Here is a 22,967-nt window from a genome sequence, read left to right on the forward strand (position 1 = left end):
GCCCTTCGTTATTTAAATAGCACGATTTCCACGCATGTCCCCTCACCCGGTTTGCTCCGGAGGGCAAAGGTGCCTTTATGGTTGTTGATGATGCGCTGAGTGACCATAAGCCCCAGGCCGGTTCCATGCACTTTATTCGTATAGAACGGTTCACCGATTCGGCTCATCTCGTCCTCCACAATACCGCATCCTTGGTCGATGATCCGGATCATGAAGCTTTTTGGGTCTGGCGCCATCAGGTCAATCTGAATTTTGCCGCCGTCTGGCATAGCTTCCATCGCATTCTTGAGCACGTTGATGAACACTTGTTTCAATTGATTCGCTTCGCAATGGATCAGCGGCACGTCCGTTGGTTCCAGACTGATGGTCAATTCGATCTCCACGTTATCGAGGCTCGCTTGCGATTCCAGCAGCTTCACGACATGGCTTACAATGTCGCGGATATCGGTCAGCTGGAATTGTACGGCTTGCGGCTTGGCGAGCACTAGAAACTCGCTCACAATAAAGTTGATGCGGTCGAGCTCGGAGAGCATAATATCCAGCTGGCTGGCTTTCAGCGAGCCGGTCATCTTCTGCAGCTGTACGAAGCCCTTGAGCGTCGTCAGCGGATTGCGGATTTCGTGGGCTACGCCTGCGGCGAGCTGGCCGACGACTGACAGCTTCTCCGATCTCCGCAGCGCCTCCTCGGTCTGCTTCCTGACTGTAATGTTGCGGGAAATCGAGGCGATGGCGACAATATGACCGTGCGCATCCCGGATCGGGGAGATGGTGATGCTTACATCAATCAATCGGCCATCCTTCATATATCGCGCTGTTTCAAAGTCGGTCACCGCTTCGCCTTGCAGCATCTTCTGCACCTGTTCCTCGGTAGCTGCAAGCTGATCGGCAGGAATATTATCCAGCGGCTTGCCGCATACCTCTTCATGGCACCAGCCGAACAAGCGTTCAAAAGCCTGATTCACTTGCCATACCTGGCCCTGCAAATCAGAGACATGTATCGCGTCGGACGTTTGATTGAAGAACGATTCCAAGTACTCTTTGGTCGTGCGCAATTCATCCGCCGCTTCGCTCAGCTCTGTCGTATAGCGATGCAAGTTGCTGGTCATCGTATTCACTTGAGCGGCCAGCAGGCCGAGCTCGTCCTTGCGACGGCCCGGAATGAAGCTGTCAAACTGGCCTTTGGCGACCAGATTAACAGTATCCAAAATCTTCTGGATCGGCCGGATCATAAATCCCGCTAGCCAATAACTGGTAACCATGGAGAATAGGAGAAGTCCCAGCGATATCATGCCAAGGATGAAAAGATGGTGATTCAGCACGTTCGTTAGCGAACTCAGATCAAAGGTGATGCCGATGACATAAGGTTCAGCCGCGTGTACGGGAATGAAACTTTTCAGCACATTTTTTCCGTCAATCCGACTCTCGGTTATATTTCTGCTCCCGGATACGATGGCTTGCTGGAGATGGATCCCATCATTCTCTTCATCGGTAAAGCGATAGCTCCCGAAAATAATATCCCGCACGTCGAGATTATGGACAGGAATGCCTTGTTTGATTTTAATAATCGGCTGTTTACCGAAAAACTGCGGATTAAAGCCCGTTATTTCAAGAATACTGGCGTTTTCCTTCATCATCTTCTGAATGACGGCTTCCGAGCCTTCTATCTTTTGAAAGTCCAGAATGCTTGTGGCATTGATGTACGGATCGATCATATAGTTCGTCGTACCGTCGTAATAGTAGCCCCACTTATTGATGTCAGACGGATCGGAAGTGGCGAAATTAATCGGACCGGACCAATAATGCGGGAGTTTCCGCCCTTGAGAAACCGTGACCTCATGAAGGGTAAAAAGCTGTAAAAAAGCCGTGTACCAGTAATCCCATGTTTTAGAACTTAGGTTAATTTCCTTTGGATTGGATGAACGTAAGACGACGATGTCGTTGTCAGGCAGCTTTGTCCAAAGGGAGATGTGGTCGACGCCAAGCTTGGCGCTAAGCGCTACCAACTGTTCGTTGGTCACGCCGGCAATATCGGGATTCAGCTCAGCTTGCGCGGCGATGGCGGCAGCCCGCAGCTTTTCAGCAGTTGTATCCTCCATCGCTTGACGTGCCTGCTGTGTCACTTCGACCGTGGTGCTGAGCTGGTCCGCGATCGTGAGCATTTGCTGCTCCGCAGACTTTTTCAAGCCTTCTTTGGTGCTGATGGAGTAGATGGTCAAATTCAACACGAGAATAGTGGCAACAAGCAGAGATATGCAAAGGGTGAGTTTCACCTTAATGGACATGATATCCTCCTGATCATGTTGGTTGTTCTCGTCAAGATTCGACACAATCCCAATATATCCCTTTATTATCTATGATTTTTAGCTTGGGGAATCCGGTATTTTTGCAGGAATTTGTAAAAAGATGGCGAATCATGTTTACGATCATTTCGTTAGTTAGAGAAACAAAAGGAGGTGTCGTCTTGAGAGTCCATCAGCTTCTGTACCAAGATCCCGCTCATTTGCTATCATGGATCGATATGAATGACATACAAGACTCCAAGCGGCTGCTTATACAAGTTTATACCAGCATCGTTCAGCTAGATCCGATTCACCGTTTAATCGGACTCTTACATACACGTTTGCCTCAAGCAACTTGCATTGGATGCGCCTCTGAAGGACAAATTTTGGATGGCGAGATGTGTGAAAGCGGGACTGTGCTGTCCTTTATTGAATTTGAACAAGCTGCTTTAGATAGTGTGCTATTCCCCTTTATAGCGGATCGAGACTGCTATGACAACGGAAAGATGCTGGCCGCCCGATTAACAGGGGCGGACACCCAGGCGATGATCATTTTCACAAGCACGCTTGCGAATTCTGAGGATTTTGTCCAGGGCGTTGAGTCCATTGCACCGCATGTTGTGCTGGCCGGGGGAATTTCCTTAAACCAACAGGGACAAACGGTGCTGTTTACCAAAGATGGCGTTATGGAGCAGGGTGCTGTCGGTGTTGCTTTATCTGGAGAAAATTTACAAGTTCATAACCAATATAGCTTGAACTGGAAGTCAGTTGGAAAAAGGCTCGTCGTGACGCGGGCTGAAGGCAATCGCATTTACGCGATAGACGGCATGCCGGTCGTTGACTTGTACCGCAAATATTTGGGTGAGAAAATAGCGACGCAAATTACCACAAAAAGCACGCAATTCCCGCTGATCCTCAGCCGCAACGGCATTGATATTTGCCGGGACGTCCTCGCGGTTCATGAAGACGGCTCCGTGACGGTATCGGGGCATTTGTATGAAGGCGAGGTTGTCAGGTTTGGGTTCGGTGACCCGGAGCTTATCGTCGAGGGCTCCAAACAGTTGATTGAGACGCTGCGGGATATTACGGCTGAAGCGATTCTCATCTATTCGTGCACAGCGCGGAAAAGCTTTATGTTCAATTCGATCGGCTACGAATTGTCACCTTTGCAGCAGATAGGCCCGAATATTGGCTTTTTTACGTCCGGGGAGTTTTATCATCATGAACGGAGAAATATGGTGATCAACCACTCCATGACTTTGCTTGTGCTGTCCGAAAATACGCAAATGCCGAAGCCAGAGGCAGTGCGGCTTGTGCAGGAACAGGAAGAGACCCAAGACCCATGGGGCGAGCTCGATGCTTTGCGTGCGATGTCACATATGGCGCAGGTTTCAACGGATGAGCTGATCAAGCTGAATGTGTCGCTGGAGGCTTCGGAGCAGCGCTACAGCTCGCTTGTCCAATACAATCCCGAGATTGTCTATTCGATTGATGCTAAGGGTACGTTCCTGTCGCTGAATCCCGTTTTCTACGATCTCTTAGGTTATCAGTCAGATGAGGTGCAGTCGCTCTATGAAGTGGTGAACCCTGGCGACCATCACCGGCTGCGCAGCGTGATCGAACGTGCGTTTCATGGCCGCCCGCAAAGCTTTGAGCTCACGCTACTGATGAAGGGGCAAATCGCCATCCCGTTCATGGTGACAAAAATACCAATCATCGTAAATGAGGAGATTGTAGGCGTATATGGCATTGCCCAAAATATGTCTGAACGCAAAAAGGCCGAAGCCCGCATCACCTTCATGGCGTATCATGATGTTTTGACCGAGCTGCCGAACCGTACGCTGTTGTATAGACATCTTGACGAGCTGCTGATCAGCCGGAATGACAGCCAGGCAGTATTTTCCATTTTGTTCGTGGACTTGGACAATTTCAAGGAAATCAATGATTCGTTCGGCCATTTTGTCGGGGATGACATTCTGAAGCGGTTTGCCTCTAAGTTGAAGGCGCTTATTCAGAATAAGGGGATCGCGGCGCGCTTCGGCGGTGATGAATTTGTCGTTATTTTAGAGATGGAACAAATGACGGACATTAAGGACGTGGCGGAGCAGATCGTCGCCTATTTCACAGAGCCGCTGATTCTGGAGGGGACGGAGCAATTTATTACGACCAGTGTGGGCATCAGTTTGTTCCCGCAAGACGGCGACAGCTCGGAAGCCTTGTTAAAAAATGCCGATTTGGCCATGTACAAAGCCAAACAGTCGGGGAAGAACCGCTTCTTGTTCTATGAGAGCGAGCAAAGCGAAGAATTGCGCGAGAAGCGGCTGCTGGGCAGCGAGCTGCGCAAAGCCATAATGGAGGATGAGCTGCAGCTGAATTATCAGCCGATCGTGGATCTCCGCTCGGACAAGGTGATTGGCTGTGAAGCGTTGGTTCGTTGGCACCATAAGGAGCGCGGCCCTATTCCGCCATCGCTTTTCATCCCGATTGCCGAAGAATACGGATTGATTGATATGCTGGGGACGTGGGTACTGCAGACAGCGTGCCTGCAAATGGTGCGTTGGCATGTGGATCACGGTGCGCTGCAGTTTATTTCTGTGAACGTATCGTATCAGCAGTTCCAGCGTTTTGATTTCGTAGACGTTGTTAGCCAAGTGCTGCAGGAGACGGGGCTCGACCCGGCGAGATTGCATTTGGAAATTACGGAGAGCACGGCGCTCATTAATCTGGGACAGACGCGGCTGATTTTACATAGACTGCAGCAACTTGGAATCTCGATCTCGATGGATGACTTTGGCACAGGCTTCTCGTCTTTAAGCTGCATTAAAGATTTATCGATCGATAAACTGAAAATCGATCGTTCGTTCATTACGAACATCTCCACGGATCAGCGGGATGCGGCAATTGTCAAAACGATTATCGCCTTGTCGCGCAATCTGAATATGAAGGTGTTGGCCGAGGGCGTCGAGAGCAGCGAGCAGCTGGAAAAACTGGCGGAATACGACTGCGACGAGATTCAGGGGTTTTTGTTTAGCCGGCCGATTCCCGCAGAGGAATTCGAGGCGCTGTTTTTGGCGGCGGCTTCGCCGGGGGCGACTGCGGAGGCACGGATTGTGCCGTAGGGCGTTTCGCTAAAGACCCTATTTATATAAAAAAGCAATAGCGGAACAAGTTCCGTTATTGCTTTTTTGCATGCTTATTAGTTGGCGATGAACTCTTGTACCCATTCGCCATTATAGTAGCCGACGCCGATTTTCGTATAATTCGGGCTTAAAATGTTTTGACGATGTCCCGTGCTATTCATCCAAGCGGTCATAACGTCTTGCGGCGTTTTTTGACCCATCGCGATATTCTCACCAGCATAGCTGTACGTGATGCCGTACTCCGTCATCATATCAAACGGTGAGCCGTACGTTGGTGACGTATGATCAAAGTAGTGGTTGTTGTACATATCTTTGGCTTTATCCAGCGCCATCGCGGACAAAGAAGAATCTGCCGTCAGCGGCTTCAGGCCAGCTTTGGCGCGCTCCTGGTTCACCAACGACACGACTTGGTCAGCATAAGCGGACTGGCTTACCGCCGGAGTTGTCGGACTTGCAGGATTCGGGGTTGTGCCACTTACAGTATTGCCGGAAACGTTCAGCACCATGCCCGGCCAGATGATATTCGGGTTGGCAACTTGTGGATTCAGCTTAATCAAAGTGCTCAGCGAAATGCCTTGCTTTTGCGATATCGTCCACATTGTATCTTGGCTCTTCACAGTGTAAGTTGCAGTGGCTGCGGATGCGGACATAGCTCCCACGCCTGCCATCAAACTCAACGCGAGTACACCGGATAATAGTGTCTTTTTCATAAAAAATCCTCCCTTTTCACGGCCTGCGAGGTTAGCTGACGGATTCGGGTCAAAGAGTAATCACCCGGCCAAAAATGTTGGCTTCACCCCAAAGTTGGGTCCCCCGTGCTTCACTATTGAAGCTTCGGCCTACATGAGTGTGTTCTCAGAAGCAAGCCAAATGGCCGTCTCTCTGAGTCCGTTCTATTCTAGCATAGCAATCTGCTAGGTTCCCCCCTCAAATTTTTCCAATGTATAGTCTGGACAGGGAATCTCACCTTGACAAAAATACCCCTCAGGGTATAAATTTTACCCCATAGGGTATTTAACCAAAAGAGAGGAATGAATGATATGCCGCGGAACATTGTCATTGTTGGTGGAGTTGCTGGAGGCGCATCTGCTGCGGCCCGGTTAAGAAGATTGAATGAAGAGGATCATATTGCTATGTTGGAGCGAGGCAGCTACATTTCTTTTGCCAATTGCGGCTTGCCTTATTATATAGAAGAGACGATTCAGTCTCGAAATAAATTGTTTTTACAGACCCCGGCAGGCATGGGCAAAAGGTTTCGGATGGACATCCGCGTTCGGTCGGAAGTGACCCGCATCGACCGCGTGAATAAGGTTGTCGAGGTGAAGGAATTGGAAAGCGGGCGAGAGTTCCAATATCCGTATGATATTTTGATTTTGTCTACGGGTGCAAAGCCGGTTGTGCCAAAAATTCCGGGACTAACCGAAGCGCGATCCGTCTTTACGTTGCGGAATGTGCCGGATACAGATAGGATCAAAGCTTTTGTCGATGAACAAAAGCCAGGGCACGCAACAATTGTTGGCGGCGGCTTCATCGGGGTGGAAATGGCGGAGAGCCTGCGCAAGCGCGGAGTGGAAGTGACGCTGATCGATCGTAATCCGCAGATTTTGCGGCCGCTGGACCCCGAGATGGTCAAGCCGGTTGAACAGCACATGCGCATGAAAGGCGTTGAGCTGGTTTTGAACGATTCCATTGTCGCTGTACATGATCAAGGCAGCATGCTCCAGCTTGCGTCAGGCAGACAGCTGCGCACAGATATGCTTCTCTTAGCTGTCGGTGTGCAGCCGGAAAGCGAGTTGGCCGCAGCCGCCGGGCTGGAGCTCGGGGTGAAGGGCGCCGTGCGCGTCAACGCACAGCTGCAGACCAGCGATCCTGCGATCTATGCCGTCGGCGACGCCATCGAAGTCAAGGATCGCGTACTCGGGTTCGAGACGGTTGTGCCGCTCGCTTGGGGAGCGAACCGTCAAGGACGGCTGGCCGCCGATCATATTAATGGCCGCGAGATCAATTACCTCGGCGCCTACGGGACGGCGATCGTCAAAGTATTCGATCTGACGGCCGCGTCAACCGGCAGCAATGAGAAGACGCTTCGCTCCCGCGGGATCCCCTTCGAAGCGATTCATATTCACCCAGGCTCCCATGCGGGTTATTATCCGGGAGCGTCGCCGATCGCGCTAAAGGTGCTGTTCGATAAAGCCAGCGGCATCATCTATGGCGCCCAAGCCGTGGGCGCGGACGGCGTGGATAAGCGTATCGACGTCATTGCGACAGCGATGCGGGGCGGATTGACCGTTGCCGATTTGGCCGACATTGAACTCGCCTACGCGCCGCCGTATTCATCGGCCAAAGATCCTGTGAATATGGCCGGCTATGTGGCAGCTAATGTGATGGACGGCTTGGCCGCAACGATGCAATGGCATGAGGTCGACGCCTTTATTGCTGGTGGCGGGCTGGTTATCGATGTGCGCGATCCGATTGAAAGAGAAGCCGGCTTTATTCCAGGCTCTATCAATATACCGTTGAACGAGCTAAGAGAAAGATTATCCAAGCTGCCCCAGCAAGATCCGATTGCGGTATCGTGCCAGGTTGGGCAGCGGGGGTATGTCGCGGCGCGGATTTTGCAGCAGCACGGTTTCCAGGTGCGCAACGTAGACGGGGGCTACCGGACCTACGCGGCGATGGCTCAGGAATCGAAGCCGCCAGCAGCCCAGAATCAGCCAACTAATCAGCCAACTGCTGAGCGCAACCAAGCTGAAGCCACTATAAAGGTGCAGATGACCAGTCCCGCAGAGCCCAAGGAAGCGAGACATGTCATCGTCGATGCTTGCGGATTGCAATGCCCAGGCCCTATAATGCGGGTATATGAGACAATGAACGAGATTCAATCAGGCGATACCATCGAGGTGCGGTCCACTGATTTTGGCTTTGCTTCCGACATTGCCAAATGGAGTGAGAAAACAGGCAACACGCTGGAGTCGCTGCAATCCGCGAACGGCGTCGTTCAAGCCGTGATCCGCAAAGGCAGCAAGCAGGCAGCAGCGCCCGGTGCGCAGCAGTCAAGCTTGGCGGCACCGGCGCAAACAGGCGCCACCATGGTCGTATTCAGCGGCGATTTGGACAAGACGATTGCGGCTTTTATTATCGCTTCCGGAGCCGCGGCCATGGGGAAGAAGGTGACGATGTTCTTCACCTTCTGGGGCTTGAATGTACTCCGCAAGGATGAGGCTCCCCCTGTGAACAAAGACGCCGTCGAAGCGATGTTCGGCCTCATGATGCCGAAAGGCAGCAGAGCGCTGCCGTTGTCCAAAATGAACATGGGTGGCCTTGGCCCCAAAATGATCCGTCATGCGATGCGGAGGAAAAATGCAGAATCGCTGGAGTCCCTTATGCAGCAAGCGATTCGTTCCGGCGTGAAGCTGGTCGCTTGTACGATGAGCATGGACATTATGGGCGTTAAGCGCGAAGAATTGATCGATGGCATCGACTATGCCGGCGTAGCGAGCTATTTGGGCGATGCGGAGGATGCGGGATTAAATCTGTTCATTTAGTTAAGTGAAAGTGGGGGCAGGTGCATGGAGTATGAAAATGGCATTAAAAATCGCTTAAAACGCATTGAAGGGCAAGTGCGCGGCGTCTTGGCGATGATGGAGGAAGGCAAGGACTGTCGGGATATCGTGACTCAGCTTTCAGCGATCCGCACAGCCGTTGACCGCACCATCGGAACCGTCATTGGCGCCAACTTGGAGCATTGCATTCAAGAGGAACTGGAGAAAGGCAATTCACCAAGTCAAGTGATTGAAGAAGCGGTTGAACTGATTGTCAAAAGCAGATAAAGAAATGACCATCCTAGGGGCTTTCTCCAACAGGATGGTCGTTTTTTTAAAGCACGAATTTATAACCTACCCCCCAAACCGTCTTGATATGCTTGGGTTCCTTCGGATTGACTTCGATTTTTCTCCTTAAGTTGGTGATATGAACGTCGATGGACCGGTCATTTATGTAAGAATCAAACCCGCGAAGCGCATTGATCAATTCTTCCCGGCGAAACACCCGCTGCGGGTGTTCGTAGAGCAGGCGCATTAGCTCAAATTCGGAGAACGTCATCTCTACCGTCTCGCCGCGCACAGATAGTGTGCGAGTTTCCATGTTCATGTTCAGTCTGTTCTGCGACGCTTTCGGAGCTGTCTGAGCCGCCTTGCTCACAGCAGGTTCTAGAGTCACGGCAATTTGTTGCTGGGAGCGGCGCAAGAACGCCAGGATACGGGCTTTCATTTCGTGCATGCTGAACGGCTTGCATAAGTAGTCGTCGGCACCGACGGTAAAAGCTTCGATTTTCTCGCTGACTTTGGAATTCGAAGAGATGATAATAATGGGCACATTGGTCATGCTGCGCAGCGTATTGCATAAGTTCGTTCCTTCAAAATCGGGAAGCATCAAGTCCAACAAAATGATATCCGGTTGAAATTCGGTAAAAGCGCTTACGCCATCCTGCCCATTATGACACCGCAGCACTTCAAAGCTTTCCTCCGTTAAATACATAGAGATCATTTCTCCGATAATGTCGTCATCTTCAATTAATAGAACTTTTGTCATAAATATTCCCCCAAGTAACGTTAAATGCCTCTATGATAAAACTTAGTTCTATTAAGCTTAGTGCTAACATTTTGCTCATATTTTCATTATAACCTGCTGATTTTTAAGAGTAAATCGCTAAAATCGCCTACTATTTAGGCGAAAAGAAGAAAATGTTAGTAAATTATGAGTAAATATTGCCAGTTTATCTAACAGAGAGCGCATAGTTAGCTAATAAATAGAAGTTATGATAGAAAGTGTAGGCATGAAAGAAAACAGTGACAACTGGAAATAGGCATCGTAATATACATATACAGTTAGAATCTACAACAATGTCCAGAATAGGCTGGTGATTGTCCTGCTGCAGGGTCTGTTAATTAATTTTGCGATTATTACCGTATTTGTACTTTTTGTCGAACAATTTCTCATCCATACCGAGCTGGATGCTAAGCTGTCGTGGCGGCGGAAAGTTGTTGTGGGGCTTGCTCATGGTATTTTAGCCCTTATCTTACTAAATTTCAGCGTTCTAATTGACGATCATGTTCAGATGAATTTTAGAGGTGTAGGCTTGCTTCTATCTGCATTTCTCGGCGGTCCTCTATCCTTGGTTATCTCTTTCGTTATGATGTGGACGGGGAGATTCATCATAGAGGGTTCCCAGGAGCTTCCGCAGCTTGTCATTGGATTCGTCAGTTTAACCGGAGTTTGCTTGATCTTTGCTAAAGTTCAATCTTACTGGAAGAAATGGCTCTACGGGTTATCTTTCTTCTATATTGTCTACTATTCTTTACTTTGGCTGTGGTACCGTACGGATTCATGGGATCTTATTTTGCAGTATGTGTTATACCAGTCAGCGTGCATGATCGTTATTGCTTCGTTCCTTAAATATTTACTCCACAACCGCACGTATAAACAAATGGTGCATCAAGCAGAGCAAGAATTGATCAGTACGCTGCGTATGCAGCCTGGCTTTACGTTCAAACTGCATGAACACAGGGGCCGGTACGTTTATGTTTTGATCGAGGGTCAATTGCTTTATCAAATGGGCTATGAGCCCAATCAATTTATCGGCAAGTCAACCGACGAGCTTTCCGTCATTCCGAAGGATCTCGCCGCATCTATGCATATGTATTATAGCAGGGCTTGGCAAGGCGAACGGGTGATGTATGAATCGAAAATATTAGAACACGAGCTGCTCGTTACGCTGCAGCCGATTTATCAATCTGGAATCGTCAGCGAAGTGATCGGGACCGCCGTCGATATTACGGGGCATAAGAACGCCGAGGTCAAGATCCGCGAGCGGGAAGAGCAATATCAGATCTTAGTCGAAAACTCCGACGATTTCATTTTGAGTTTTAATCTTGATGGAACCGTGACTTCTGTGAATCAAAAACTATGCCAAACTTTGCAACTTGAAGCCAATCAATTGATCGGCCGCCTCTTTTCACCGATGCTCACCTTGGATGACGCCGATTTGTGGGAGCAGGCTTTTGAACAGGCTGTCGTGGAGGGAACCGTGCAGCAGTTTGAAATGTGCATGATCCTTGCAGATGATCAGGAGCATATTTATAATGTGACGCTGTCACCGTTCTACCGGACCGAATCGGAAATCGGCGGGGTGACAGGGACGATCCATGACATCACGGATTTGAAGAAGCGCAAGGAAGCGGACGAAGCCAATTGGGCCAAAAGCCAGTTTCTCGCTAGAATGAGCCACGAAATTCGGACGCCGCTCAATGGGATCATCGGGTTGTCGCTGCTCATGCAAAAGACGGAGCTTTCCGAAACACAGAAAGATTATTTGCACAAAATCGAAGCCTCCTCCAACGCGCTGTTGGGGACGATTAATGATATTTTGGACTTTTCAAAAATCGAGGCGGGAAAAATCACATTGGAAAAGGTGGATTTCTCGCTGGAAGAGTCGCTGCGCAAAGTGGCGGATCTGTCCAGTCCTGCTCTTGGGAAGAAGCGGATCGAAATGATCATCGATACTTCGGAAGATCTGCCGATGTATGTGAATGGAGATCCTTTCCGCCTGGAACAGGTGCTGATTAATTTGGCGAACAATGCCATTAAATTCACTGAAAACGGAAACATTAGCATCAAGGTTGGTTTGGAAGCTTATGTCGAAGACAATGTATTGTTGTCGTTTTCCATTGAAGATACCGGTATTGGCATCGCCAAAGATCAGCTCGTGAAACTGTTCTCGCCATTCACTCAAGCTGATAGCTCGACCAGCCGCAAGTACGGCGGTACCGGATTGGGGCTGGTGATTTGCCAGCATTTGATCCAGTCGATGGGCGGTATTTTGAAGGTGGAAAGCAAGCAGGGAGTCGGCAGTCGGTTTTACTTTACGGTGATGTTTGAACAGAGCCGTCAAGAGTTCGCGGAGCATCCTGTGCTGACACAATTAGCTGATGGCAGCCATCACTCGCTGGTCGCAGAGGATCATCCGATGGTGCGTGAGCAGTTATGCCGTATGCTGAGTTCTTTTCAATTGCAGGTGAAAGCTGCTGCGAATGTTTCTGAACTGTGCCAGGCGCTGGAGGATAGCATGGAGGCCCGTACGCCGGTCTACGATTATATCATCGTGGACATGGAGATGGAGCAGCTGCGCAAGTTGCAGGCATGGACGGGCTTTATCAGCTTGATTGACCGGAAAACCACAAAGGTGATCGCGTTGACGACCATATTTGGCCGCGAGGAGCTGGACAAGTATCCTTTTGATCTAAGGCCGGATGCGGTGATGATGAAGCCAGTGTGCAAGCTCAATTTCTTGCAAACTCTGCAGTCGCTGGCACAGGTCGAGAGTGCGGACGCGCAAGCGTTGGTGGCGGCCGATAAGGAAATGATCAGCGAAGAGGCCGCATTTAGGGGCCACATTCTTGTCGCGGAAGACAATGAAATCAACCAATTGGTTATCACGCACATGTTGGAGCGGCTAGGTTATCAGGTGACGATTGCGGGCAATGGTCATGAAGTGTTGGCGCAGGCCGACGAGCAGCCATGGAGTCTTGTGCTGATGGATCTTCATATGCCGGAGATGGATGGCTATGAGACGACGCGCAAGCTTCGTCAGAGCAAGTATTTTAACCGGATTCCGATAGTTGCCTTAACGGCGAATGTGTTGAGTGAAGATCACGAGCGCTGTCTGAAAATAGGGATGAATGACATCCTGATTAAACCTGTTGACGAAGAGCGTCTGCTGCAAATGATTCAGAAGTGGCAAAATCTCACCTGGCTCAATCGGATTGAAGGCATGGATACGATGCAGGTGATGAAAAACTTGGACGAGAAGATTCATATCTTTCAGTATATGGTTAATAAATTCAAGCAGGATTACCGGAACTTTTATCAGCAATTAGAGACTGCGCTGTATAAGCAAGAAATGACGCTGGCTCGAAGAATGGTCCACACGCTGAAGGGGGTATCCGCGAATTTCTTTGCGGCATCCCTGTTCGATGCCGTGCAGGTTCTCGATGCCGAGCTGGCGGAAGGCGCCGGCGTCACCATGGAACAATGGAAGCTGGGCGCAGCTAGGATCCAGATGGAAATTAACCGCATCATCCAGTCGTTGGATGCTGCTTAGCATTAAGGGTCAACCAAGGGATTGGTTGGCCTTTTTGCTGTTTGTGGTTAGCGCTGTTTTTCGGCGCTAAGTGAGGAGTGAAAGGGCAACGGGTGAAGTTAAGCATGAAAAACAAGCTTAAGTCGGCTACTGTAACGTGTGAGGGTATGCAAGGGTGGTCAGTATCGTCCTACAGTGCCAAGTCAAGCGATGGAGAGAATTGGGCGCAGCTAATGCTTTCCCTCCAGCCTTAATAGGTATATAGTAAAAATAATTACTAGTTTGGAGAAGGAGTAGTTATGTCGAACATGATAGATCAGTTAAATGGCGTTTTTCCGTCCGTATGCTCGCTGGATTGCCCGGATCAGTGCGGTCTGCTGCTCCATAAGCAGGACGGGAAAATAGTGAAAATAGAAGGGGACCCGTCCCACCCGATAACGCAAGGAGCCATTTGCAACAAAGTCCGCAATATGACGGCCCGTATTTATGATGAGCAGCGCTTGAAGTACCCGCTGAAGCGGGTCGGCCCCAAAGGCGAGGGCAGCCGCTTCGAGCGCATTTCCTGGGAGGAGGCGGTAAGCACCATCACCGCCAATTGGCAAAGGCTGATCGCCGAAGAAGGGTCCGAGTCCATCCTGCCATATAGCTTCTACGGTAATATGGGGCGGATTGGGACGGAGGGCATGGATCGGCGGTTTTTTAACCGGATGGGGGCCAGCCGGTTGCTCTATACGATCTGCCAGTCCGCCGGTACGGAAGGCTATGCTTATACGATGGGCGGCAGTTATGGGATCGATCCGGAAGATACCGTAGATGCGAAGCTCATCATCATGTGGGGCATTAATGCGGTCAGCACGAATATGCACCAGGTGGTGCTGGCCGAAAAGGCGCGCAAGAACGGAGCGCAGATCGTGGTCATCGATGTTCACAAAAACCAGACCGGCCGCTGGGCCGATTGGTTTATTCCGATTTTGCCGGGCACGGACGGAGCTTTGGCGCTTGGTATCATGCATATCTTGTTTGCCGAGCAGATCGTGGATGAGGCTTTCCTCAGCCAATATACGGTAGGGCATGAGGAGCTGCGCCAGCATGTGCGCCAATATGAACCGGCCGTCGTATCGGCGATTACCGGCGTGCCGGTGGAGGACATCTACCGCCTTGCGCGCCTATACGGGCAAACGACGCCGTCGTTCATCCGCATCGGCAACGGGCCGCAGCATCATGATAACGGCGGTATGACGGTACGGACGATTGCCTGCCTGCCAGCGCTGACGGGCCAATGGCTGCATCACGGAGGCGGGGCCATTAAGGGCAACGGAGGGTTTTTGGATATCAATACAGCGGCCTTGCAGCGGCCGGATTTGCTCGCGAAGCCTACGCGGGAGATCAATATGATTCAGTTGGGGAGCGCTTTGCTTGAGCTCGATCCGCCGATTCGTTCGCTGTATGTCTACAACTCTAACCCTGCGGTCGTCGCCCCGGAAGCGAATAAAGTGAGAGAAGGGTTACAGCGTGAAGATTTGTTCACGGTCGTGCACGACCTGTTCCTGACAGAGACGGCCATGTACGCGGATATTGTGCTCCCGGCAACATCTTCCTATGAGAATACGGACTTGTATAAATCATATTGGCATCATTATGTGCAAATCCAACAGCCTGTCATCGCGCCTTACGAAGAAAGCAAAGCGAATACGGAAGTATTCAGACTGCTGGCACAAGCGATGGGGTATGAGGAACAAGCGCTAAAGGATAGCGACGAGGAAATGATTCGACAATCGCTCAACTATCCGCGCAATCCATATTTGGAAGGGATATCCTTAGAGGGCTTGCAGGAGACGCAATTCGCCAAAGCTAAAATCACGCCTTTGATGGCAAGTCCACTCAAAACGCCTAGCGGTAAAATCGAGCTGATCTCTGAGCAAATGGAAAAGCTAGGGTACCCGCCGCTGCCGACTTACACTTCGCTGATCGACGATGGGGATTACCCGTTCCTATTCGTGCCGGCGCCGAATCATAACTTCCTGAATTCGACGTTCTCGAATAATGAGAAGCATGTGCGCATGGAAAAAGCGCCGAAGCTGCATATGAATGCATCGGACGCAGCAGCGTTAGGGCTGGCCAGCGGCGACATGGCCCGGGTCTGGAATGCTCGCGGTGAATGCGAGCTGATTGTATCCGCAGGTGAGGACGTGCTGCCTGGGGTTGTTGTCAGCCAAGGGCTTTGGGCGGATGCACCAGGCCGCAAAGCACTGGTCAATGCGCTGACCCCTGATCGGGTCGCCGATATGGGGGGAGGAGCAACATTTTTCTCCGGGCGTGTTCAGGTAGAAAAGGTATAAGGTGAACGAGCAGCCTGCTGAACCATCAGGCGGATACCCGCATAAGGTATGGCAGGAGGTGAAAACCACCGATGCCATTGGAGCAAAAAGCTTATATGTGGATAGGGAAGCCTGTTGGTGTATCGCTGCGGGACGGCACGGGTGTCTCCGGGGTTTTGTGCGGCGTTCAAGGCGGCCAAATCTACTTAATTGAATATTTGTATCACACGCAATTCGCTACCAAGCATTATCCGTTATATCTGGTCCAGGATATTCACCCGTTTCCGGGCTGTCATAACCCGTTTCCGCCAGTTTATTATCCGGTACCGACTTCGATGTAAAAAATAGAAGACCCCGAAGGTTCATTCCCGAACCATTGGGGTCTTCTTTGGGATTACTGCTCGTCTTCGTTATTCGCAGCATTAGCGCTTTGGTTAGCGCCTTGGCCTGCTCCTTGGAAAGCCTGAGCAGCGACCTCTGCGGAAAACTCCGCATCGTTCTCAGCGTTTGGAAGTCGGTTGAGCTGTGTAGATTGGACAGCTGCTTTGTTAGCTTGATTTTGGTTTTGGTTGGATTGGTTCATCTTGAAAGCCACCTTTTTCTTCTGGATTAAACACCTCCTTTAGTCTGATCCAGAAACGCTATTTTATGCATGCTATTTATCAATTGATCTCCATAGTCCGAATTCGGCCAATTGCAGCGTCCGAGTAGAGTGAATTCACTTCTCCAATCCGATTTTTCCCACTTACAGATGCTAATTCCGGGTAGCTGTCGAAAAAAGCCCCTCGCAATTGGGTAAATCCGGACTGCGGCGCGCAGCATCCGCCAATCGCCGGCTGCAATTGGGTAAATCCGGACTGTGAAGCGCAGCTTCAGTCAATCGCCCTGTAATTCGGTCTAATATGGAAGAAAATTTTATTCCGAGGACTTTGGCGTGACCTCCTCTGCATGTTTTTGTTAAGGATAGAGCGACCGAGACAGGCAGATAGTAGAGAGAGAAAGACGAACTTCTCGCCGAAGAAAGTGAGGAACAACTTTGATGAATCAGCAGATGCAAGCGGGGGGCCAAGCTCAATCCCAGAATCAGACCACATCAGATCGCAATGTGCTCACTGACAAGGAGCTATCCTATGTAAAAGACTTTTTGTCATGGGAACTGCTCGCGATGAAAAAATGCAATGATACCGCAAATCGTTGTACAGATCCGCAAATTCAATCGCTTATTAAGCAGACGGGGCAGAAGCATTTGCAGCATTACAATTCGCTGCTGACGTTATTGCACTAAACCAAGAGGAGGTTGTCACATGACGCTTGAATTAGCTATGCCGCAAACCGGACAGCTGCCACAGGTTAAAGGTCCGGAGCTTAATGATCGAGACTTTATCAATGAAATTTTGACGCACGAAAAATATTTGTCTTCCGGTTACAACACCGGATTGCTGGAAATGCAAAATCCGCAGCTGCACGAAACGGTGCAGGCGATTCTCAGCGACACGCATAATTGCCAGTTTCAACTTTTTGATCAAATGTTTCAGAAAGGCTGGTATAAGATGAAAGTCGCCGACCAGCAGGAAATTCAGCAAATCAAAACACAATTTACGAACTATCAGACGCAATTTCCTACGTTTCAATAGAGAAAGGAGCTGAGCGTGAATGCGCTTAGCTCCTTTTATTATTACCGGTTGTCGATCTTCTCCGGATACATATCATGGTTCATCAAGCGATGTTCGGCCATCGCTTCGAATTTGGTTCCCGGCTTGCCGTAGTTGCAGTACGGGTCGATGGAAATGCCGCCGCGTGGCGTGAATTTACCCCATACTTCAATGTAGCGCGGATCCATGAGCTTGATCAAATCGTTCATAATAATGTTCATGCAGTCTTCATGGAAGTCGCCGTGATTACGGAAGCTGAACAAATACAGCTTAAGCGACTTGCTCTCGACCATTTTGATGTCGGGAATGTACGAAATGTGAAGCGTTGCAAAGTCAGGCTGTCCTGTAATGGGGCAGAGACTTGTAAATTCCGGGAAATTGAATTTCACAAAATAATCGCGGTTCGGATGCTTGTTATCGAACGCTTCCAAGAGTGTAGGATCATAGCTGAAAATGTATTTGGTGCCTTGGTTGCCTAACAGTGTAATATCTTTCAAATCTTCACGGCTTCTGCCTGTGGACATGGGTAAAACCCCTTTCTTTTCTGGACGAAAAGAAGACAAACTAAAAAACACGAAAAAACATACCACGGGTACTCATGACAGTCAAACCGAAGTGCGTTATCCTTAGTTTTTTATAGAGGGAGTTTGCGAACCTCTCCTAGGTGCATACGGCGCCTAGATGTGCCTTCTTTAGTTTTCATATGAAAATGTAACATAAAAAGGGTGAAAATGCACGCGATCAGGCGTTGGAAGATCGCACCTGTCGCTTTAATTCGCCAAGCCGCGGACGAACGTCCGGAACTCGCGCATGGCAAAGGATTGGTATTTATCCTTGCGGCTGATCACAACGAGCTCCCAAGGGATCTCCGGGTCAGTCAGTTCCAGCGTGCGGCATTCGGGATTGACGATCTTGCTGCAAATCGCATCGGGCATAATGGTGATGCCCAGATTGGCCGCCACCATCTCGGCAAGCAGATCCCACTGCGAGCTTTCGTAGACGACGTCGGGCTCAAAGCCGAGACTGCGGCACGCCCGCATCACATGCTTGCGTACCGCATAGCCGTTCGGAAACAAGATGAACGGTTCATCGCACAGCTGCGCCAGCGAGACGAAAGCTTCCCCGGCAAGCGGATGGTCGCGATGCAGAACGAGCGCCAGCTTTTGATTTAAAAAAGGAATGCTGTCAAAGGCATCGGGTTCGACGGGAGTAACGACCACACCGAGCTCCAGCGTCCCGTCCAGGACGAGTCCCTCTACCTTTTTGGCGCCTTCCTCCATAATCTGAAATTTTACGTGCGGATACAGTTTTTGAAATTTGGCGATGACGCGCGGAAAGAAAACCGAGCTGATCACCGGCGGGAGGCCGATGTGGATCGTGCCCGTTCGCAGACTGGAAGCGTCCTCAATTGCGCTGTACAAGTTCTGAACCGCTTGCATAATGAGCTGAACTTGATCGATGGCGACGCTGCCTGTATCCGTCAATTTGACATATTTGCCGCTGCGGTCAAATAAAGTGACACCGAGCTCCGCCTCCAGACCTTTCACCATTTTGCTCAATGTGGGCTGGGTGAGGTGGAGGTTCTCTGCGGCTTTCGTAAAATTTTGCTGTTTGGCAATCTCCAGTAAATAAGTAAGCTGCCTGAGATCCAAAGCGGTTCAACTCCGATCCATAGATAAATGGCATAGGAAATATTCTATCTATGAATTTTACCTCCGCACAGGTCCGATGTAAACTAGAAGCATAAGAAATGTAAGCGTTTTATATTTCTCGACAAAGAGGAGAAGTGAACAGATGTTCATTCAGGTTGTGGCGATTCTGCTTGCCTTAGGATTGCTGATGTTTTTTGCTTACAGGGGCTACCCGGTCATTGTATTTGCCCCGATTTTCACCTTACTGGCTGTCCTGATTTCCGGTCTGGCGCTTATGCCAAGCTATACGGAAACGTACATGGTCAACGCGGCTAACTATATCAAAACATACTTTCCAATCTTCCTCTTAGGGGCCATATTCGGAAAAGTCATGGAGCTGAATGGCGCCGCATCTTCCATCGCCCAGACTATCGTGAAGGGGCTCGGTTCCAAGCGCGCTATTTTATCCGTCATTCTCGCGTGCGGCGTGCTCACCTATGGCGGTGTCTCGCTTTTCGTCGTCGCTTTTGCCGTCTACCCGTTTGCCAGCGCCATCTTCCGTGAAGCGAACGTGCCGAAGCGGCTCATTCCCGGAACGATCGCCCTCGGCGCTTTCACGTTTACGATGGATGCGCTTCCAGGAACGCCGCAGGTGCAAAACATTATCCCTACGCCGTACTTCGGAACAGATGCTTACGCTGCACCGGTGGTCGGGATCATCGGCGGCGTTCTCGTATTCGCCGCAGGCCTGATCTGGCTCGAACGCCGCCGGAAGCAGGCGGAGCTGGCGGGCGAAGGCTACGGCACGAATCACAAGAACGAGCCGGAATTGGCCGCGGATCAGCAATATCCGAACATCTGGCTGGCAATCGTGCCGCTGGTGCTCGTGCTCGTCTTCAACTACTTGCTGAGCCGAGGCTTCCTGACCGTCAACAATTGGTACAGTGAGGAGCTGCTCAAAACGTTTAACATTGCCAGCGTTAAAGCCGTCTCTTCCACCTGGGCGCTCATCGTCGCCCTGTGCATCGGGATCGTGGCGGCGATATGTATCAATGTGCGCCAAGTGAACAACAAGCTGGCAGCCGGTTTAACCGCTGCGGCCATGGGCGCGCTGCTGGCGATCTTTAACACCGCCTCCGAGGTTGGTTTCGGTAACGTTGTGAAAACGCTTCCGGGATTCAAAGTGATCCAAAACTGGATTTTAGGCTTAAGCTCGCACCCGTTAATTTCCGAAGCTTTCGCGGTGAACATTCTTGCAGGGGTGACAGGCTCGGCATCCGGGGGCTTATCGATCGCCCTTGAAGTGATGGGCAAACAATATATGACAGCCGCCCAGGCTGCGGGAATCTCTCCGGAACTGTTGCACCGGATCGCCTCCATGGCTTCCGGCGGGATGGATACGCTGCCGCACAACGGCGCGGTTATTACGCTGCTGGCAATTACGGGCCTGACGCACAGACAATCGTATAAAGATATTTTTGCCATTACCGTCATCAAAACGTTGACCGTATTTTTGCTTGCGGTTGTTATATCTATCTTTTGAGATGAGGAGTTGTCAAGTGACTATGTATCTGGATCAAAAAGTAGCCTTCGTCACAGGCGCAGCGAGCGGAATCGGGCTGGAAATAGCCCGGACTTTCGCCCGGGAAGGCGCTGCCGTCGTCATCTCGGATGTACGTGGCGAGCAAGCGGAACAAGCCGCTGCCACACTGAAGCAGGAGGGGCATGACGCTCTGGGGCTGCGCTGCGATGTCACACAGGAGAATGAAGTGGCTGAAGCGATTGCGACAGTAGAGCGGGCGTATGGGCGTTTGGATATTTTAGTGAACAATGCCGGTCTGCAGCATGTGGCGCCTATTGAAGATTTTCCGGTTGAGAAGTTTGAATTTATGCTCAAAGTGATGGTAACCGGTGCTTTTATCGGCATTAAGCATGCGTTTCCGATTATGAAGCGGCAAGGCTTCGGCCGCATTATTAATATGGCCTCGATCAACGGCGTGATTGGCTTCGCGGGCAAAGCCGCTTACAACAGCGCGAAGCACGGGCTGATCGGCTTGACGAAGGTCGCCGCCCTGGAAGGCGCTGCCCACGGCATTACCGTGAACGCGCTGTGCCCGGGCTACGTGGATACGCCGCTTGTGCGCGGCCAGCTGGAAGACTTGGCGCGCACAAGAAACGTGCCGCTGGAAAGCGTGCTGGAAGAAGTGATTTATCCGCTGGTGCCGCAGAAAAGGCTGCTGTCGGTGGAAGAGATTGCCGACTTTGCCGTGCTGATCGCAAGTGATAAGCTGCGCGGCGTGACGGGCGCATCGTTATTGATCGATGGCGGCTATACCGCTCAATAAAACGTTTTCGCGAACATATAAATAATAGAAAAAAGGTCTTGAGTGAGAAGTATTCTCAAGCAGGGGGAGGAGAGTGTCGGCATGAACAAGCTAGTTTCATCTGTGGAGGAAGCCGTACTTGATATTCACGACGGAGCGACAATAATCGTAGGGGGCTTCGGGCTGTGCGGCATTCCGGAGCATTTGATCGCGGCGCTGAAAGCCCGGGGAAGCCAAGGGTTGACCGTCGTCAGCAACAATTGCGGGGTGGACGATTGGGGCCTCGGCTTGCTGCTGGCGAACCGGCAGATCAAGAAAATGATTTCATCTTATGTCGGGGAAAACAAAACATTCGAAAAGCAATTTTTAAGCGGCGAGCTGGAAGTCGAACTGGTACCGCAAGGAACGCTGGCCGAACGCATTCGTGCCGGCGGAGCGGGCATTCCCGGCTTTTACACGGCTACGGGCGTAGGCACGCTGGTCGCGGAAGGCAAGGAGCATCACACCTTCGACGGGCGTACGTATATTTTGGAGCGGGGTATTACCGGCGACTTCGCGCTGGTGAAAGCCTGGAAAGCCGATACCCTAGGCAACCTTGTGTTTCGTAAAACATCGCGCAACTTTAATCCGCTGGCGGCAACGGCTGGAACGATCACAATCGTGGAAGCGGAGGAAATCGTCCAGCCCGGCGAGTTGAATCCGGATGAAATTCATTTGCCAGGCATTTATGTGCAGCGTGTCGTGCATGGCGGCGTCTATACAAAGCGGATTGAACGGCGCACCGTGACATCCAGGGAGGGAACGAGATGAGTGAGGAACGCGGCAAAATTGTAACCCGCGCTGTGCAGGAAATAGCGGACGGCATGTATGTGAATTTGGGCATTGGCCTCCCTACTTTGGTGGCGAATGCGATTCCGCAGGACTTGACGGTAATGCTGCAGTCCGAGAACGGCCTGCTGGGCATTGGCCCTTATCCGCTGGAAGGGGAAGAGGATGCAGACCTGATCAATGCCGGCAAAGAGACGGTCACAGCCGTGGCTGGCGCGGCTTTCTTCGACAGCGCCGAATCGTTCGCGATGATTCGCGGCGGGCACATCGACCTGGCCATTCTCGGCGGCATGGAAGTGGCCGAGAACGGCGATCTGGCCAATTGGATGATTCCCGACAAGATGGTCAAAGGCATGGGCGGCGCCATGGACCTGGTCAGCGGTGCGAAGCGCATTGTGGTTATTATGGAGCATGTGAACAAACAGGGCGAGTCCAAGGTGAAGAAGGCCTGCACCCTGCCGCTTACAGGCAATGCGGTCGTCAACCGGCTGATTACGGATTTGGCGGTATTCGACTTTACGGCCAGCGGGATGGAGCTTGTTGAACTTCAGCCCGGGGCGACGGTTGAGGAAGTTAGAGCGAAAACGGAGGCCGCATTTGTCTGGCGTTCGGATCAATTGGCTACGTCGGACCGGTCGGGAGGAGACTCGCTATGACG

18 protein-coding genes and 2 riboswitches are annotated in these 22,967 nt (G+C 50.9%); of the genes, 12 read left to right on the plus strand and 6 right to left on the minus strand.

The annotated features are described in order from the left end of the window. Nucleotides 1-8 precede the first annotated feature (8 nt). Nucleotides 9-2,282, minus strand: coding sequence for a PAS domain S-box protein (locus tag O9139_RS00795; RefSeq protein WP_270877537.1), 2,274 nt, complete (start codon nt 2,280-2,282; stop codon nt 9-11). 179 nt (nt 2,283-2,461) lie between these two features. On the opposite strand from O9139_RS00795, the gene O9139_RS00800 reads away from it, so the two are divergent. Beyond that, nucleotides 2,462-5,398, plus strand: a complete 2,937-nt coding sequence (locus O9139_RS00800; protein WP_270877538.1) for a bifunctional diguanylate cyclase/phosphodiesterase — start codon at nt 2,462-2,464, stop codon at nt 5,396-5,398. Nucleotides 5,399-5,475: 77 nt separating this feature from the next. On the opposite strand, the gene O9139_RS00805 is transcribed toward O9139_RS00800, so the two are convergent. Then, nucleotides 5,476-6,129: a CAP domain-containing protein gene (locus O9139_RS00805; protein WP_270877539.1), complete on the minus strand. Its 654-nt coding sequence runs from the start codon at nt 6,127-6,129 to the stop codon at nt 5,476-5,478. Between the two features lie 5 nt (nt 6,130-6,134). Continuing rightward, a riboswitch (cyclic di-AMP (ydaO/yuaA leader) is annotated at nt 6,135-6,269 on the minus strand. A gap of 190 nt (nt 6,270-6,459) precedes the next feature. Between O9139_RS00805 and O9139_RS00810 the strand changes: the two genes are divergently transcribed. Next, the gene (locus O9139_RS00810; protein WP_270877540.1) at nt 6,460-8,964 is read left to right on the plus strand and encodes an FAD-dependent oxidoreductase; all 2,505 of its coding nucleotides are present in this window, start codon (nt 6,460-6,462) and stop codon (nt 8,962-8,964) included. 24 nt (nt 8,965-8,988) lie between these two features. Then, a complete protein-coding gene (locus O9139_RS00815) occupies nt 8,989-9,249 on the plus strand; it encodes a metal-sensitive transcriptional regulator (RefSeq protein WP_270877541.1) in 261 nt (86 codons plus the stop codon). A 46-nt stretch (nt 9,250-9,295) separates the two neighbouring features. On the opposite strand, the gene O9139_RS00820 is transcribed toward O9139_RS00815, so the two are convergent. Continuing rightward, on the minus strand, nt 9,296-10,009 hold the full coding sequence (locus O9139_RS00820) for a response regulator transcription factor (protein WP_270877542.1): 714 nt from the start codon (nt 10,007-10,009) through the stop codon (nt 9,296-9,298). A gap of 328 nt (nt 10,010-10,337) precedes the next feature. Between O9139_RS00820 and O9139_RS00825 the strand changes: the two genes are divergently transcribed. The 3 genes from O9139_RS00825 to O9139_RS00835 all read left to right on the plus strand — a co-directional run bounded on the left by O9139_RS00825 (nt 10,338) and on the right by O9139_RS00835 (nt 16,215). Next, nucleotides 10,338-13,577, plus strand: coding sequence for a response regulator (locus O9139_RS00825; protein ID WP_270877543.1), 3,240 nt, complete (start codon nt 10,338-10,340; stop codon nt 13,575-13,577). Between the two features lie 278 nt (nt 13,578-13,855). Beyond that, nucleotides 13,856-15,895 (plus strand): molybdopterin-containing oxidoreductase family protein, encoded by a 2,040-nt coding sequence (locus tag O9139_RS00830; RefSeq protein ID WP_270877544.1) that lies wholly within the window; start codon nt 13,856-13,858, stop codon nt 15,893-15,895. A gap of 71 nt (nt 15,896-15,966) precedes the next feature. Beyond that, complete coding sequence (locus O9139_RS00835) at nt 15,967-16,215, plus strand: hypothetical protein (protein ID WP_270877545.1); 249 nt, start codon at nt 15,967-15,969, stop codon at nt 16,213-16,215. A 53-nt stretch (nt 16,216-16,268) separates the two neighbouring features. On the opposite strand, the gene O9139_RS00840 is transcribed toward O9139_RS00835, so the two are convergent. Continuing rightward, entirely contained in the window at nt 16,269-16,457 is a 189-nt protein-coding gene (locus tag O9139_RS00840) for a hypothetical protein (RefSeq protein WP_270877546.1), read from the minus strand. 456 nt (nt 16,458-16,913) lie between these two features. Between O9139_RS00840 and O9139_RS00845 the strand changes: the two genes are divergently transcribed. After that, entirely contained in the window at nt 16,914-17,159 is a 246-nt protein-coding gene (locus O9139_RS00845) for a hypothetical protein (RefSeq protein ID WP_270877547.1), read from the plus strand. 19 nt (nt 17,160-17,178) lie between these two features. Next, nucleotides 17,179-17,508 (plus strand): spore coat protein, encoded by a 330-nt coding sequence (locus O9139_RS00850; RefSeq protein ID WP_270877548.1) that lies wholly within the window; start codon nt 17,179-17,181, stop codon nt 17,506-17,508. A gap of 41 nt (nt 17,509-17,549) precedes the next feature. On the opposite strand, the gene queF is transcribed toward O9139_RS00850, so the two are convergent. Both queF and O9139_RS00860 read right to left on the minus strand, forming a co-directional pair. Further along, complete coding sequence (gene queF, locus O9139_RS00855) at nt 17,550-18,050, minus strand: preQ(1) synthase (RefSeq protein WP_270877549.1); 501 nt, start codon at nt 18,048-18,050, stop codon at nt 17,550-17,552. Between the two features lie 96 nt (nt 18,051-18,146). Beyond that, a riboswitch (PreQ1 riboswitch) is annotated at nt 18,147-18,190 on the minus strand. 106 nt (nt 18,191-18,296) lie between these two features. Next, a complete protein-coding gene (locus tag O9139_RS00860) occupies nt 18,297-19,178 on the minus strand; it encodes a LysR family transcriptional regulator (RefSeq protein ID WP_270877550.1) in 882 nt (293 codons plus the stop codon). A 142-nt stretch (nt 19,179-19,320) separates the two neighbouring features. Here O9139_RS00860 and O9139_RS00865 point away from each other — a divergent pair, with 142 nt between their 5' ends. From O9139_RS00865 to O9139_RS00880, 4 genes are all read left to right on the plus strand, one after another. Continuing rightward, nucleotides 19,321-20,700, plus strand: a complete 1,380-nt coding sequence (locus O9139_RS00865) for a GntP family permease (protein WP_270877551.1) — start codon at nt 19,321-19,323, stop codon at nt 20,698-20,700. A gap of 22 nt (nt 20,701-20,722) precedes the next feature. Beyond that, nucleotides 20,723-21,502, plus strand: coding sequence for a 3-hydroxybutyrate dehydrogenase (locus O9139_RS00870; protein WP_270877630.1), 780 nt, complete (start codon nt 20,723-20,725; stop codon nt 21,500-21,502). A gap of 81 nt (nt 21,503-21,583) precedes the next feature. Next, nucleotides 21,584-22,291 carry a CoA transferase subunit A gene (locus tag O9139_RS00875; RefSeq protein WP_270877552.1) on the plus strand — a complete coding sequence of 236 codons (708 nt, stop codon included), beginning with the start codon at nt 21,584-21,586 and terminating at the stop codon, nt 22,289-22,291. Then, nucleotides 22,288-22,965 carry a 3-oxoacid CoA-transferase subunit B gene (locus tag O9139_RS00880; protein ID WP_270877553.1) on the plus strand — a complete coding sequence of 226 codons (678 nt, stop codon included), beginning with the start codon at nt 22,288-22,290 and terminating at the stop codon, nt 22,963-22,965. Before O9139_RS00875 ends, O9139_RS00880 begins: the two co-directional genes overlap by 4 nt. Nucleotides 22,966-22,967 lie beyond the last annotated feature (2 nt).

The sequence above is a fragment of the Paenibacillus aestuarii genome, from assembly GCF_027789125.1.
Classification (GTDB): Bacteria; Bacillota; Bacilli; order Paenibacillales; family NBRC-103111; genus Paenibacillus_E; species Paenibacillus_E aestuarii.

Bases quoted from the DNA above. Each gene is read 5' to 3' on its own strand.
- O9139_RS00835 (WP_270877545.1), top strand. From the start codon at position 15,967: ATGCCATTGGAGCAAAAAGCTTATATGTGGATAGGGAAGCCTGTTGGT.
- O9139_RS00840 (WP_270877546.1), bottom strand. From the start codon at position 16,457: ATGAACCAATCCAACCAAAACCAAAATCAAGCTAACAAAGCAGCTGTC.
- O9139_RS00865 (WP_270877551.1), top strand. From the start codon at position 19,321: ATGTTCATTCAGGTTGTGGCGATTCTGCTTGCCTTAGGATTGCTGATG.
- O9139_RS00810 (WP_270877540.1), top strand. From the start codon at position 6,460: ATGCCGCGGAACATTGTCATTGTTGGTGGAGTTGCTGGAGGCGCATCT.
- O9139_RS00795 (WP_270877537.1), bottom strand. From the start codon at position 2,282: ATGTCCATTAAGGTGAAACTCACCCTTTGCATATCTCTGCTTGTTGCC.
- O9139_RS00805 (WP_270877539.1), bottom strand. From the start codon at position 6,129: ATGAAAAAGACACTATTATCCGGTGTACTCGCGTTGAGTTTGATGGCA.
- O9139_RS00880 (WP_270877553.1), top strand. From the start codon at position 22,288: ATGAGTGAGGAACGCGGCAAAATTGTAACCCGCGCTGTGCAGGAAATA.
- O9139_RS00850 (WP_270877548.1), top strand. From the start codon at position 17,179: ATGACGCTTGAATTAGCTATGCCGCAAACCGGACAGCTGCCACAGGTT.
- O9139_RS00870 (WP_270877630.1), top strand. From the start codon at position 20,723: ATGTATCTGGATCAAAAAGTAGCCTTCGTCACAGGCGCAGCGAGCGGA.
- O9139_RS00845 (WP_270877547.1), top strand. From the start codon at position 16,914: ATGAATCAGCAGATGCAAGCGGGGGGCCAAGCTCAATCCCAGAATCAG.
- O9139_RS00830 (WP_270877544.1), top strand. From the start codon at position 13,856: ATGTCGAACATGATAGATCAGTTAAATGGCGTTTTTCCGTCCGTATGC.
- O9139_RS00820 (WP_270877542.1), bottom strand. From the start codon at position 10,009: ATGACAAAAGTTCTATTAATTGAAGATGACGACATTATCGGAGAAATG.
- queF (WP_270877549.1), bottom strand. From the start codon at position 18,050: ATGTCCACAGGCAGAAGCCGTGAAGATTTGAAAGATATTACACTGTTA.
- O9139_RS00875 (WP_270877552.1), top strand. From the start codon at position 21,584: ATGAACAAGCTAGTTTCATCTGTGGAGGAAGCCGTACTTGATATTCAC.
- O9139_RS00815 (WP_270877541.1), top strand. From the start codon at position 8,989: ATGGAGTATGAAAATGGCATTAAAAATCGCTTAAAACGCATTGAAGGG.